Below are 14,844 nucleotides of genomic sequence, written 5' to 3'. Positions count from 1 at the left end.
GTCAGGATCGAGTTTTCACGGCAACCCGATTCCGTCGCAGTACGTACCAATCGGAGGGGCGAGTTTGCCCTGTGATCTCCTCCGACTGGTTGTCGTCGTCGAATTGAATCATGATGATAGAGGTCACGGCGGGTTCGGTTCGCCAAGTTCAGTTTCATTGCTAAGTCGTTGGCGTCGAATCGTTCATGTTTCCATTGCGACGTTCCACAAAAGACTCGTCGGTGGATTGGCCGGCGTTGCTGTCTTTGTTGGAAGACGATGATCGACGGGCAGCGGTTTCGCGAATTGCGCCCAGTGAAGGTCGCGAGAGCTATCTGACTGCGTTGCGGCGGATTGAAACGGCACAATCGCAGGCCACCTTGGCGGCGGGGCGACGACTTCACACCGCTTCCAAATTGATCGATCGACCCACGATCGCTGTTTCCGGAATGCTGAATAGCGGGAAGACGAGCCTGGTCAGTTCGTTTCTATCGGAAGCCGGCCAACGCCGAACGCTACGAGGAACGAGCAACCGGCATGGGACGCATCGATTTGTCTTGTGGTTGCCACAGAGTTGGCGCTCGGACGTGGAGCTATGGAGTCTTCTGATCACGCGAATCGGTGATTCGCTGGGCAACGCGCCCGAGGAGTTGTCTCTCGATCCTGATATCGCGGCAGAGCAGTACAACAATCGAGACGGCGATGCATCGTTGTTGTCCGTGCCGTTGTTGGGCACCGATCCCGGGCTCGACGAAGTTGGCGTTGGTTTGCTGGATTGTCCTGACATCGTTTCGGATGAAGAGTTTGGGTTGGGATCACCTGAACAACGTCGCGAATTGTTGGGCCGCGCGGCGACGTTGTGTTCCGCGTTCTTGATCGTGACCGGCGCTGAATCATCTCGCGACACGACACTGGCGGATTTGCTTCGCATTGCTTCCGATTTAATGCCAGGTGTGCCTCGAATGTTGGCGGTCAACAAGGTGCGTCCGCGGCAAACACCGGACCAAGTGCACGAAACGTTTGCACCTTTGGTTCAAAAATATGGTGTCGGAACGCTCTATGCCGCTTACGACTTTGATGTTCCTTCGAGCCGCCCTTTCATCCCGGCGTTTGGTGGTCAGCATCCGCAACGCGATGCAATCTCTGCGCAGGAATCAGACCTTCAGCGAGAAGACGATCCCGATCCATTGCCGGTGTTCTTTTCCGTTAGCGAAGATCCTGATAGCAATCCACCCGCGGCGATTGATGAGGATCGATTGTTGCAGGCGTTGCCGTCCAAGCTGGACCGCGGAGTTCTGTTTTCGCAATTGCATCAAGCCCTTCGAATCAACTTAGAAGATGCGGTTTGGAACCAGGGCCTGGAGTCGATTCGGCGGGATGCGGATCAGTCGTTTGAGAAAACGCGTCAGTGCCAACAGGTGTTGCTGGATTCGGCGTTGGAATATTTCGCTCATCGAAAAATTGGCGGCGAGGTGATTGAGCTGCGCTTGCATCAGAGCGAACGCATTATTCGCCAGCTCAGTGAATCGTTCGCGGCGACCGCACCTTGGTACGCTCGCTGGGGAGTTCGCCTGAACGCGACGCTGCGACGCGTCGTCGGAGGGGCGGGTGACTTCATTCGCAATCTAACGCCGACGGCCGTGTCACGCCGCGCCGCCGATGATATCAAAGGGCGATTCCGAAGTGGTGAATATGGTGGGCTGATTGAGCCAACCGGTTTGATCAACGAGATTGAACGCCATGGTGGAACGACGGTTTTGACACATCTTGCCGAGACTTCGGATCACACGTCAGCGTCGGAGGACGGTGTTTCGGCATTCCGTGAACCGGTCGAGCGAGCGGTCTTGCGATTCGAACAAGATGATTTTACGACGTTGGATCCGCGACGTTTGGATACCGCTGTTCGGCAAATGTGGTCCGAAGTGCCTGTGCATCGAAAGATCGCGACGGGACTGACTCCACTCGCGGCACTCTTTGCAACCTTTGGTGCGGTGCTGATGATTCCTGTTGATCTAGGTGCCAATGCAATTCTGGCCGCATCGATTCCAGAGATGCTGGCTGCTGCGGGGCTGACGATCATGTCGACGATGTGGGCAGCTAATCGGGGAACGCAAGACGTCAGCCAACAGGCCGCACGTCAACAACTCGCTGATTTTTTGGCGGTGCTGTGTGATGAGCTCGGTGTGGCTCGGCCAGATCCACCGATGGACGTACGAGTGGGCAATGTGGACGTCACCTTGCCGCCATCGCGAATTGCCAGTGGCGAACCTCCTGAAAGAATGGTGTCGCTGTATCGGGTTCGGGATGAGTTCATTGCTGAACTGAAACGGTTGTTACCTCGGCCAACCGGAGCGAGCAAACGGGCCGGTGGCTCACCTGCTGAATCAGGAGTCCTGCGATGAACGCAATTGTGATGGATGACTCGGGTGATCGTTTTTTGCAGCGTGTTCACCACGCCGCGGACCGGGTGCTGGGCAACAGCCAAACTGGGCGTGAGATTGGCGAACTCTGCCGCGATCATGCGGAAGCTCGCGAAATGATTTTGACCGACCGAGCATCCAATTCGGTCGTCGTCGCCGTCGTGGGAGCAACCGGACAGGGCAAGTCATGGTTGGTTCGCCAAATGATTCGAGGCGGTCCGGTCGATGCGATTCGAAGCGGCAACTCGCTTGACGAAGCGACTGAAAAACTGACTTGGATCGGACCGAAACCGCCTGCTGACTTGGATGCTCGCCACGAACGTTTTCTGGCGTGCGACGCCGGCAAAATGCGATCGATCGGTTCGCCTTACTTGCTGGTCGACGCTCCGGGCGCAACCGATGATCGACGGGCGATCGCGGGAGTGGCTGAGCGAGCGTTGTCGACCGCGTCTGTCTTGGTGATGGTCATTCGACGCGATCAATTGCGAAGCCAGCGTGTATCGGGGTTGGCAGCCGCCTCCGAAGGCACCGTCGTCATTCCCGTCGTGAACATGGCCGACGTCAATGATGATTCGTTGGATGCCGACGTCGAGGCTTTGGTTGCACGTTTGCGATCGACGGCACCACAGAGCCAGATTGCTCCCGCGGTGATTGTCAGCGATTTTGAAATCGACGCTCGTGGTGAAGATGAAATCGGCATCCAACTGGCTGAGACCTTGGGACGCCGAATTGAAGAAGCCATCTGCGAATCGGGCGGCGGTGACCAACGTCGGAGCACTCGGCTGTCCGCTTTGGATGCACGTTTCTCCGCAGCGGTAGCCTCTGTGTTGCAAACTCAGTTGCCAGAATTAACCAATGCCGTTGATCGACTGAATGCGGAAGCGACGCGTTTGCCTTCCGAAGTGGCGGGAACGTTGCTCGGTGGAACGACGCCACTACGAGCCGCGATTCGCAGTCGGCTGCGTCTTTCGCTGATGGCTGACACTGCCGCGATTTGGTTTCCTTATCGAACGCTGTTGTCATTGCTGAATTTGACTCACGGTGCGTGGGATCGTGTGTTGTTGTCATTGTCGGGGTCGTTGCCTTCGTTGATCGGTGCCGTTTACGCGGGGGCTCGAAACGTGAGTGATCAACGAGCCGCTGACATGGATTTGCGGACCGGATTGCGACAACGAACAGCGGCCTCGGTGGCGGATCGATTGGGGCCGATGGCAAGACGTTTTCGGGCTGAGCTGAACAAACTCCGCCATGGAACGATCGAAACGGAGATCGAGTCTTCGCCCGACGCACCGGTTGCATCCTTGGCGGGGATCGAAACTTTGCAGGAGTCATCGCAGAAGTCGTTTGATACCGCGATCAGCCAAGGTTCCGCGACGACTTGGTTCGCCAATGTGGCGGGGCTCGCTGGAACACTGCTGTTTTGGCTGTTGATGACCGGGCCACTCGTGGCACTGTACAGAGGCTACTTCGACGCAAGTTATTCGACGATGCGAGACGTGTTGCAAGCCGAAGGCGTCGCAGGAGATTTAGGCAAGTTTCCGCGTCCCGATGTGTCGATGATGCTGACCAGCTTGCTCTTGTCTGTTTTGCCTGTGGCGATCTTTTCGATGCTGGTGCTTTCGTGGGTTCAAGCGAAGGCGCGAGTTGATCGCATCGAAATTCGTTTGCGAGAAGAACACGAGCAATTGATTCAGAGATTGCAGCGTGACGGTGTGCTGCGTTTGGCGTGGAGTGATCCATTGCTCGCCGATGCGGAGTTTTTGTTGTCGGTTGGCCGAGCAGTGGATGGAGAACGATGATTGGAAACAAGCTGCCGGATCTTGCTAACAACATGCTATGGGCGCAGATGCTCTCTCAAGGAGAAGTCCCAGCCGGGAAACCGGAGTCGATATGGTCGATCGTGACCAGCGGTGGGATTCCTGGGTTGATGATCCTGTTTGTACTGTTGTCATTCAGTATCGCGGCGGTTTACTTGGTGGTCGATCAATCGTTGGCGCTTCGTTGTCAAGATGTGGTTCCTGATAAGCTGAGCGAAGAAGTGGCAGCTGCCTTGCAGTCTTCTCGCGTCGCGGAAGCTGAGACGTTGCTGCGTCAGAAACCCAGCGTTCTGGCGGGGATCATTGCGGTTGGATTGAATCATCGAGAGTACGGATGGCCGGAAGTCGAAAAGTCAGTCGAGGACGCATTGGTCGACCAATCGTCTCGGATGCTTCGGCGAATCGACTACTTGGCGATGATTGCGAATTTGGCACCGATGGTCGGGTTGCTCGGAACCGTGACGGGAATGATCTTCGCATTTCGTCAAGTCGCGGCGACACGTGGTGTCGCCGGTGCTGGTGACTTGGCGGAGGGTATTTACCAGGCGCTGGTCACGACGGTTGGTGGATTGCTGGTCGCAATTCCGGCTCTTGCCGCATCGGGTGTTTTGCGAAATCGAGTGGACGCATTGTTGTCTGATGTCACAATGCACGCGGATCGAGCTTTGGCTCCGCTTCGCCGAAGAGCGGCCGCAACATCTCGATTGGTTTCGGCGAGTACGCCTGGCGGCGGAAGAATCGTTGCTGTGCCACCGGCTCAAATGCCCGGCCGCAAAGCACCGCGTCCTGAACAAGATGGAACCCGATGACACTCCCAACGGATGGACCCATGGATCACTTTGAGAAGAAAAATCGGTGGTTTGGCGGCAGAATGACGCTCGCCGTGATGTTGATGTCGATATCAACGACGGTGATCGCTCAGCCGCCCACGGACGATTGGAAGGAATTGGAGTTGCCGACGGTTGAGACGCCCAACGGTACACCCGCGGACGAAGCGGAGGAAAAGATTCAGAAAGCACTTGAGGGTGATCCGCTCAATCCAACTGGCGATGGCATGTTGGACGACGTGCTGAGCGTCATACGAAAACGTGGCAGCGTACTGGATGGATCCGTCTTGGACTCTCAGATTGATCCTCTCGGCGATGCTGTCAGTGGGAGGGCCGCCGGTTCAGAATCTGGCGAAACTGCCTCCAAGCGATTGCCTGGACCAGCAGAGTCCTTCCGATTGGCTGAACAATTGTTGGCGACGGCACGAAGACTGGAGAAGACGAGTCCGTTTTCAAAAACAAATCGCGTCCCGCGAATCATTGGTAGCGACGATTTGGTGAAGCCCCGTGCAGACATGCTTCCGGTTGAGACGCTTGTTTATCAGATGCGGCTACGTGCGGTTCAGCTGATGCAGAGTGGTCTGAACGCTTCCAGCGAGTAAACTCGAAGGTCCCGCCTCAACTTGGACCGGATCGCCGTCGGTTGCTGACCCGTCCTCCCCTTCCTTTCCCGTTTTCTCTTCATGCTTCTCGCCCTTCGAAATCAACTCAAGCGACCGTTGACGCTGGTCTTCGTCTCTCTGGTCGTGTTGATCACGGGCGTTGTTGCCGCGGACTATTTCACCGGTCTGCCTAAAACTGCGGTTGCGACTTATGTCGGGCGAGATGCCTGCGTTGAGTGCCACCAAACCGAATCATTGGCCTTCAAAGGTTCTCACCATGATTTGGCCATGGATGTGGCGACTGACGAAAGCGTCATCGGCAATTTCAACGATGTCGTCTTCGAGCATGACGGATTGCAGAACCGACTGTTTCGAGACGGCGGCCGGTTCATGGTCCATACCGAAGGCCCCGATGGTGAGATGCAGGATTTCGAGGTGAAGTATGTGTTCGGAGTCGACCCGCTGCAGCAATACATGGTCGAGTTTGATCGCGATCCGGAGGCGAGCGAGGATGAGATCGGGCGTTTGCAAGTCTTGAGAATCAGTTGGGATACCCAGCGCGAAGAGTGGTTCTATTTGCGTCCGCCGGATGTGCCTGAGAAGCTTGAACCCGACGACCCATTGCACTGGACCGGTGTGGCTCAGCGTTGGCAAACCATGTGCGCGGATTGTCACTCGACCAACTTGAAGACGAACCACGATGTCGAAACGCTGACCTACCACACAACGTTTTCAGAGATCGACGTTAGTTGCGAAGCTTGTCACGGTCCCGCAAGTTTGCACATCGAGATGGCTCGTGGGAACTCGCTTTTTTGGGATCGGCACCATGGCTACGGGCTTGCTCAATTAAAGGGCGAGGACGCTACCGGCCAATTGGAAGCGTGCGCGCCGTGTCACAGTCGCAGGAGTGTGATGGATGCGGACTACCAGGCGGGCGATCCGTTCTGCAGTCACTTCAACTTGGAATTGCTTCGCGGTGATACTTACCACGATGACGGGCAGATCAAAGACGAAGTTTATGTCTATGGATCGTTTGTGCAGAGCAAGATGTTTCACAAGGGAATCCGATGCACGGACTGTCATGACCCGCACTCGTTGGAATTGAAGCATCCTGGCAATGAAACTTGTACGTCTTGCCACCAGCACGCCGCAGGAAAGTATGACGTTCCATCTCATCATCATCACGCGGTTGGTTCCGAGGGTGCGAAGTGCGTCAATTGCCACATGCCTCACACGACGTACATGGAAGTTGATCCACGCCGCGACCATAGCTTGCGAGTTCCCCGGCCGGATCTATCCGTTTCCATCGGGACGCCGAACGCATGCAGCAGTTGCCATGTAAAGGATCAGCTCGAAAGCATCTCCGCAGACAAACGAGAATCGCTGACGCTGTACCAGGATTGGCTATTGGCTGCTTCGGAAGGCGATGAAGAAGTCGCCGACGCAATCTCGAAAACCGATCAGTGGTGCGATGAAGCTTGTGAGAAGTGGTATGGCGACAACCGCCAGACTCCGGCACACTATGGCGAGATCCTGGCGGGACTGCGAACGGGCGATTCAGGCATCGTTTCAAAAGCACTGCGGTACGTGACACAACCTCCTGAGATCGCTCCTGTGCTGGCACGTGCGACAACGCTGGATGAGCTTCTGCAGAACGGTCGAGGCCGAGAAGCGATCTCCGCCGCGAAAACAGTTTTGAAGGATCCGAGTGAGCATCCGATTCTTCGGGCGACGGCGGCGCGAGTGATGGGAGCAAGCAGTCCATCGGACGCCGTGAAAATTTTGATGCCACTGTTGAAGGATTCTTCTCAGTTGGTTCGCAGCGAAGCGACGAAGGCGTTGGTGTCGTCAGGTGGCTATCAGACGCTTTCTGGTACGCGGCAAAAGCAAGCCGACTTGGCGATCGATGCGATCGAAGATGAGTTGATGTTGGCGTCGGACCGAGCCGGCGCTCACATGGCATGGGCATCGCTTAGCGAGCAACGCGGCGATTACTTGGAAGCTGCAAAAGCCTACGAGAATGCCATTCGCGTCCAGCCAAGCATGTCCGGGCCGCGGACCAACTACGCCGCGATGCTAGATCAATTGGTCTCCGCCGCGGCTCAATCTCGTGAGGCGCAGTCAGCGATCGTTCAGTTGTTCGGCGGCAGCGGGGCACTGAACGAATTGATGAAGCAAACTTCCGAAAAAGCGGTGCAGCTTCGACGTGATGAGCTGCCGCTGTTGGGACGCGACGCAAAGTTGGCATCCAACAACGCCGACGTTCAATACCGGTATGGATTGGCGTTGTATTTGTCCGGTGATTTGCCAGCAGCGGAAAAGCAATTACAACGGGCGGCAGAACTCGCTCCCGACGTTGAGATCTTCTCCACCGCATTGCAATTGTTGCGTGAGCGGATCAATCAATCGGAAAAGTAGCCGCAGAATTATCTTCTCCATTCGACTCGACTTTCAACACGGACTCGATTCATGCTTCACGCAATCATCATGGCAGGTGGCAGCGGAACTCGCTTTTGGCCCGCTTCTCGGAAAGCCAAGCCCAAACAATTGCTGTCGCTGGCGGGCGATCGCACGATGATTCAGGCCACGCGAGATCGGCTTAGTTCGGTGATTCCGGCTGAGCGAACACACGTGTTGACTTCGGTCGCGTTGGTGGAGCCAATTGCGGAACAACTGCCCGAACTTCGCCGCGAAACGATCGTGGGCGAACCATGCCGTCGCGACACCGCTCCCTGCGTGGGATTAGCAGCCGCCTTGGTGGCTCACGAAGATCCCGATGCGGTGATGTTGGTTTGCCCTTCCGATCACGTGATTTTGCAGCACGACAAATTCGCCGAAGGCGTTCGGCGTGGTGAAGCGATCTTGGCCGAACACCCTGATGCGATTGTGACCTTTGGGATCAAGCCTTCTTATCCCGCGGAATCGTTTGGCTACATCCAACGTGGTGATGTGATCGAAGGGCACGAGGCGTACAAAGTCAAAACGTTCCGCGAAAAACCAGATTCGGCGACCGCGAAGAAGTATTTGGACGAGGGAACGTTTTCGTGGAACAGCGGCATTTTCCTTTGGAAGGCTCAAACGATTTTGGACGCGCTTGAGCAACACGAGCCGGAAATGTATTCGCACATCCAGGCGATCTCGGATGCGATTGGCACCGACGATTACGACGAGGTGCTGCAAAAAGAATTCGCCGCTATTGAAGGCAAGTCGATCGACTACGCCGTGATGGAACGACATTCACCCGTCGTCGTCATTGAGGCTCCATTCGACTGGGATGATGTCGGAAGCTGGCAGGCCGTTTCTCGTCTGCACCCGGCTGATGAATTCGGAAACGCTGTTGTTGGATCGCATGTCAGCGTTGATTCGACGGGTTGCATCATCCATGGGACTCCTGGACACACGATCGCGACGATTGATGTTCACGATCTGATTGTCGTGCAAACCGCGGACGCGACTTTGGTGGCGCCGAAAACTTCCGAGGAACGGGTTCGCGAAGTTGTTGCCGCCCTGCAGGCGAGCGGATCGGAAGACCGGATCTGATGAGGTTTCCAGGACGCGCACGCCGAAGCTCGATTCTTTCCGTCACGCGTGAGTCGCGTTGGTTAGTGGACTGAGTGATAGGGCGAGCCTAGGGAATTGGTACGAGCGTTTGAAATTGACCGCTCGGCGGCGTTCCGCGAGCGATTGATCTTGCCGCGGACGGCGGAATCTAGCTATCGATCGGTGTGATGCCCTGTTTTGATGTGCATCGCCGTCTCGTCAGGCTGGTCTGGAGGCGGCACCTTCCGGTTTTCCGCGCCATACGCAGTGTTTTGATGAACGAACACACCGCCACCCCTTCGCTGCATGCGGGGATGCTTTCATCCTTCGCTCTGAAATTCGTTTTGGGCGGTCTAGCCTTCGTCGCGACCGTCACTGGTTCCGCGAATGGCCAGGACAATGCCGCCAACACGGTTAGCCAGCCCTACCTGGTGTTTGTATCCGATGAAGGAGCCCATCTGCGTTGTGGGCCTTCAGGCGAATATTACAAGACCGAATCGGTGCGACACGGACAAGAGCTTGAGGTCTATGTCGAAACAGGTGATGGATGGCTGGGTGTGCGTCCGGTCGAGCAAAGTTTTTGCTGGGTGGCTGCCGACGCCGTCAAGCTCGGTCAGCAAGCCCAGCCAAAGCGACAAAGCGGTGGTGATGTTCTGGGAACCGCGACCGTGACGGAAGACAAAACCGTTGCGTGGATCGGTACCAATCTTGGTCGTGCTCGCCGCTACCGCTGGCAAGTTCAACTGGCAAAAGGTGAAGAAGTCACAATCGTTGGAAGCAGCGAACGGGAAGGGCCCGATGGGCCACAAACCTGGTACCGAGTGGTACCACCGTCCGGCGAGTTTCGCTGGATTCATCGCGATCAAACCGCAGCAACCGCGGAAGCTTTGGTTGCGAGTTTGAAGCGACCCGAGCCGGCTCAGCATATGTTCTTGCCGGACGGAAACACTGAGCCCACCCCTGCTGCCCCGCAACCTCGCGTGGCGATGTCGCAGTTCGAAGCTGACGTGGCGGACGAAGATTGGGACTTGGACACCGACACGCATCTTGGAGAGACAGATGCCGAACGATCGCACCCACGCCGCGAATTGGCCGAACGTGTTGCTCGTTTGAGTCGCAACGAAGAACAAGCTCATCCCGGAGCGGAGATCGAAGAAAAGAAAGACCACCACCCACGAAGTTTGTCTGATCGAATTGCTCGTGGGCTGGAGTCGTTGGTCGGTGGCGGTTCCAAAGAGGCTGCTGATCTCGAACCTGTCACACGATCAAGTCGTCGCATTCCAGATTTGGTGCCGATTGAAGAACATCGAATCGCTCGTACTGAAACGATCGCCAACGACGTTGCCACAGTAGCGCACGAAGAGACGATGTCTGCTTCACCGAGCGTTGCCGTTCCTGCCAGTGAACCCGTTGTTGGCAGCGGTGTGTTACCAATCGGTACAAGTGTGGCATCGACGACTGCTTCCGCCGCTGCGTTTTCGCCGGTGCAGCCACAGCAAGATTCGACCATGACGATCACGTCGCGTCCACGGATGGTGGACGGGAACGGGATCGTCACGACGGCGGGTGGCTCGATCAATCCGAGTCAGCCTTCGGGCATCCAGCAGGTCTCGGCAGTCTTTCCGCCCGCTACGCCTAAGTTGCGAACCATCGCAGCGGCTCAAATGGAACAAGTGCAACGCGATGTTGCTCAATCCGATGTGGCGACCTTGCCAGTTTTGTTTTCAAAGCTGATGGCTCGTGGAGCATCGGCACCCGAAATCGGTTTGGTTGCGGAAGCCGCTGAACGCTTGCAACTGCACGCCTTGGCGACTCGTTGCCGGGAGTATCAGGTCGTTGCCCAACGAAGAGATGGGGAAACGGTTGTCCAGACGTTGGGATTGCCCACGCCAATCACGCCCGTTCCGACGATTCACTCAAATGTCGCGCCGATTTCGTCGGTTGCCACAACGGGCTCGCAGATCAACTATGGCTCTCAACCATCTTCTATGAATCAGGCTCCGGCGACCCTGCCAGTTCAAAACACCGCGACGGTTGCTCATGAAGTTCCGGCACCCGCACCAGCGGCCTTGCCCGTTCATGAAGGAACTTTGGTAGAGGTTTATTCAGCCGATCCGACACGCCCACCTTATGCGATCACCGATCGCGGCGGACGAACGCTTGCCTACATCACTCCCGCGCCCGGTGTTGATGTGCACTCGCATCTGGGAGCCACCATTCGGGTGACCGGCGAGAGCGGGTATTTGAAAGGTATCGATACGCCGCACGTGATGGCGACATCCGCGGCTCGAATTGTTCGCTGATTAGACAATTGGCTCAATCAGGTCGGCAGGAATGATCGGGTAGAACCTCACGTAGGCGAGTCTCTCTGAGACTCGCAAATGACAGCGTCTCGGAGAGACGCCGCGACGTGATCAAGCCCAATGACTCAGCTCACGTGCTTAGAAGCAGTGATGCGACGATACAATGTCGACTAAAAAGGCTCAGTTCAACAAAAAAGGCTCGGTGATCTCACCGAGCCTTTTTCATTTCTTGCTGTCATGTTTGCTGCGATCGGGCATCATCCGAAAAGGCATCTGACCTTTCGAAAGGCAACGCCTAGCTGAGCCAGCTTGGCAATTGGCCAGCACCGGGCATGTCGATGACTTGGCATTCCGTGATTGCATCAATGGCGAGCAAGTCATCGAGTGCCGCGGTCGGCACTTCGCCGTCCAGGCTGAGAACGCCTATGGCTGCACCGCCGGGAGCGTCGCCTTCTCGTCCGACCGCCATCTGAGCGATGTTGACGCCGTGGCTGCCGAATGTCGTTCCGACACGACCGATGATTCCAGGCACGTCCTTGTGGACAAAGACCAACAGTTTGCCATCCAAGAACGATTCCAGGCGATAGCCGTTGACCAAAATCAAGCGAGGCATTTCATGACCGAGGATTGCGGCACCGGCTTGAACGGTTTTGCCGTTGCCGCTGACCTCAGCGGTGATGCTGCTGGTGAAGGCACCTTTGTCGCCGACGCGTTCGCAGGTCAGTTCAATGCCGCGTTCGCGAAGCAGCATTTCCGAGTTGATCACGTTGGCGTCTTCGACCACACGTTCCAGCAGGCCAGCGCAGAACGCGTTGTTGAGAACTCGGGTGTCTTTGCCGGAGACTTCGCCGCGGAAGGTCAAGCGAGCGTGGTCGATGCCACCGCCGTGCAATTGACTGAGAAACAACCCCAAGCGGTGAGCCACGTTGAGGTGACCACGGAGTTCGGCCAGCGTTTTGGGGTCAAGCGACGCGACGTTGACACTGTGACGAATCTCGCCGGTTCGCAAGTAGTTCAACAGTAGGTGGATGCCTTCGACGGCGACTTGCGTTTGGGCTTCTTCGGTGCTGGCACCCAGGTGAGGTGTGCAGACAACGCCGGGCATGCCGAACAGCGGGCTGTCCGTGCAAGGTTCGTTTTCGTAGACGTCCAGAGCAACGCCGCCGAGTTTGCCTGACTTCAGGCCTTCGACCATCGCTTCGGAGTCGTAGATTCCACCACGAGCGACGTTGATGATTCGCAGGCCAGGTTTGACCTTCTCGAGTTGCTCCATGCCGATCAGACCGCGAGTTTCGGGGGTCAACGGCGTGTGGACGGTCAAGTAATCGATTTGCGGAAGCATGTCGTCGACCGTGGCGACTCGTCGGACCTTCAGCGATTCGGCTTGGTCATCGGTCAGGAACGGATCGAACGCGACCACGTCCATGTCGAAGGCTTGAGCACGTGAGGCAACTTCGCGACCGATTCGGCCCATCCCGACAATGCCCAGAGTCTTGCCGGCGACTTGGGTGCCCATGAATTTCTTCCGGTCCCAGCGGCCTTCGACCAAACTTTGGTTGGCGGCAGCGATGTTGCGGCTCATGGCGAGCAGCATTGCGAAAGTGTGTTCCGCGGTGCTGACGGTGTTGCCGGCGGGCGTGTTCATCACAACGATCCCGCGACGCGTGGCGGCGGGTTTGTCGATGTTGTCGGTTCCCACACCGGCGCGGACCAAAGCTCGCAGACGAGTGTTGCCTTCGAGCGATTCTGGGGTGATGGTCACGCCACTGCGAAGGATCGCCGCGTCGAATTCGTTGAGTGATTGGCGAAGTTCTTCGCCTTTGAGTTTGGTGCGAACTTCGTATTCGATTCCTTCGGAGGCTTCGAGTAGGTCGATGCCTTCTTGGGCGATGTCATCCAGAACGAGAATGCGATGCATGTTGGGGACTGAGATTGGAGGGGGGATGGATGGTTTGTGGGATGCCGTCTAGCTGTTCTTGCTGGCGAAGTTGTTCATGAACGACGCCAATGCGTTGACACCTTCACGAGGCATCGCGTTGTAGATGCTCGCTCGGATACCGCCGACGCTGCGGTGACCCTTGAGTGCGGCAAGTTTGTGCTCAGCAGCTTCCGCAATGAATTTCGCGGTCAGTTCGTCGCTGGGCAGATTGAACGTCACGTTCATCAGGCTTCGGCAATCCGTTTGCGCGTGGCCACGATAGAAACCGTTGCTGGAATCGATCACGGAATACAACTGCTGCGATTTTTCGTGGTTGATGGATTCCATCTTTTCCAGTCCGCCCATGTCATCGCGAAGCCAACGAGCGACTTTGCCGAGCACGTAGATGGCGAACGTCGGTGGAGTGTTCCATTCCGAGTCGTTGTCGTGATGGTTCTTGAAGTGCAAGTAGCCGGGGATGTTCGGATCGGCTTTGTCGAGCAAATCCTTTCGCATGATCACCACTGACACGCCGGCAGGTCCCGCGTTCTTTTGAGCACAGGCGTAGAGCAAGCCGTACTTCTCGATCGGCAAAGGACGGCAGAGGAAATCGCTGGACGCGTCGCTGACCAACGGTACCGAGTCCGGGCAGTTTGGTTCGGTTGGGAACTGAACGCCTTGGATGGTTTCGTTGCTGCAGTAGTACATGTAGGCAGCGTCGTCGGGGCAAGCCAAATCGGACGCTGACGGAATGTGGTCATAGTTCGACTCTGCGGCGTCGAAGAGGACATCGACGTCACCCTCTTTCTTGGCTTCCTTGACCGCTTTTTTGCCCCATGATCCCGTCAGTACGTATTGGGCTCGTTTACCGCTGCCGCGAAGCAGGTTGGCTGGAATCGCGGAGAATTGCAGTGTCGCTCCGCCTTGCATGAACATCACCGAGTAATCGTCGCTGACATTCAGCAATTCGCGAATCGTGGATTCAGCGTCATGAAGCACGTCGACGAACAACTTGTCACGGTGGCTGATTTCCATGATCGACGCGCCCGCGCCGGGGTAACACAGCATCTCATCTTGGACTTCCCGCAGCACCGATTCGGGCATGGTGGCTGGTCCCGCCGAAAAATTGAACACCCGCTCGGGGTGGCTCGCGGAAGATTGGGCGGAAGTGGATTGCACACCTTGGGCTGATGCAGTCATTCGAGGCGGCTCGGTTGCATAGGGGTGATGGGGAGGAGGTTCCGGGGGTGAAAGGCCTGATGCCGGAACAAGTTTTGGCGAATTCTAAACGTCCATGCCCAGATGCGGAAGGCAACCCGAACGCCGGCGGGAGGCCGATTTGACGCAGGTCGATTGCTGAACCGATTGCACGGTTTAGGGCGAGAGTCCATTGAGAACGGAAGTTTTGGAATCACCAAGGACCACGCCTTGTCTTCCC

General features: G+C 56.7%; 9 protein-coding genes. 7 read left to right on the top strand and 2 right to left on the bottom strand.

Annotation, left to right across the window (positions count from 1 at the left end; all coding sequences use genetic code 11):
• The first annotated feature begins 185 nt into the window (after positions 1-185).
• The 7 genes from RB_RS12725 (at position 186) to RB_RS12695 (ending at position 11,488) form a co-directional block, all read left to right on the top strand.
• Entirely contained in the window at positions 186-2,381 is a 2,196-nt protein-coding gene (locus RB_RS12725) for a P-loop NTPase family protein (protein ID WP_011120829.1), read from the top strand.
• Positions 2,378-4,198, top strand: coding sequence for a hypothetical protein (locus RB_RS12720; RefSeq protein WP_007333317.1), 1,821 nt, complete (start codon positions 2,378-2,380; stop codon positions 4,196-4,198). The genes RB_RS12725 and RB_RS12720 overlap by 4 nt, the downstream gene beginning before the upstream one ends.
• The gene (locus RB_RS12715; protein ID WP_011120828.1) at positions 4,195-5,025 is read left to right on the top strand and encodes a MotA/TolQ/ExbB proton channel family protein; all 831 of its coding nucleotides are present in this window, start codon (positions 4,195-4,197) and stop codon (positions 5,023-5,025) included. Before RB_RS12720 ends, RB_RS12715 begins: the two co-directional genes overlap by 4 nt.
• 20 nt (positions 5,026-5,045) lie before the next feature.
• Entirely contained in the window at positions 5,046-5,645 is a 600-nt protein-coding gene (locus RB_RS12710; protein WP_164922847.1) for a hypothetical protein, read from the top strand.
• An 81-nt stretch (positions 5,646-5,726) separates the two neighbouring features.
• Complete coding sequence (locus RB_RS12705; RefSeq protein ID WP_011120826.1) at positions 5,727-8,063, top strand: HEAT repeat domain-containing protein; 2,337 nt, start codon at positions 5,727-5,729, stop codon at positions 8,061-8,063.
• A 51-nt stretch (positions 8,064-8,114) separates the two neighbouring features.
• Entirely contained in the window at positions 8,115-9,185 is a 1,071-nt protein-coding gene (locus RB_RS12700) for a mannose-1-phosphate guanylyltransferase (protein WP_011120825.1), read from the top strand.
• Positions 9,186-9,460: 275 nt separating this feature from the next.
• Positions 9,461-11,488 carry a hypothetical protein gene (locus tag RB_RS12695; RefSeq protein ID WP_164921952.1) on the top strand — a complete coding sequence of 676 codons (2,028 nt, stop codon included), beginning with the start codon at positions 9,461-9,463 and terminating at the stop codon, positions 11,486-11,488.
• 295 nt (positions 11,489-11,783) lie between these two features.
• Here RB_RS12695 and serA read toward each other — a convergent pair whose 3' ends face one another.
• Together serA and serC are read right to left on the bottom strand one after the other, a co-directional pair.
• Complete coding sequence (gene serA / locus RB_RS12690) at positions 11,784-13,406, bottom strand: phosphoglycerate dehydrogenase (protein WP_007326392.1); 1,623 nt, start codon at positions 13,404-13,406, stop codon at positions 11,784-11,786.
• Between the two features lie 48 nt (positions 13,407-13,454).
• The gene (gene serC, locus RB_RS12685; protein ID WP_011120822.1) at positions 13,455-14,606 is read right to left on the bottom strand and encodes a 3-phosphoserine/phosphohydroxythreonine transaminase; all 1,152 of its coding nucleotides are present in this window, start codon (positions 14,604-14,606) and stop codon (positions 13,455-13,457) included.
• Between the last annotated feature and the right edge of the window lie 238 nt (positions 14,607-14,844).

This window comes from Rhodopirellula baltica SH 1 (genome assembly GCF_000196115.1).
Classification (GTDB): Bacteria; Planctomycetota; Planctomycetia; order Pirellulales; family Pirellulaceae; genus Rhodopirellula; species Rhodopirellula baltica.
The sequence above is the reverse complement of the archived record's forward strand: the minus strand, read 5'-3'. Positions and strand labels throughout refer to the sequence as shown.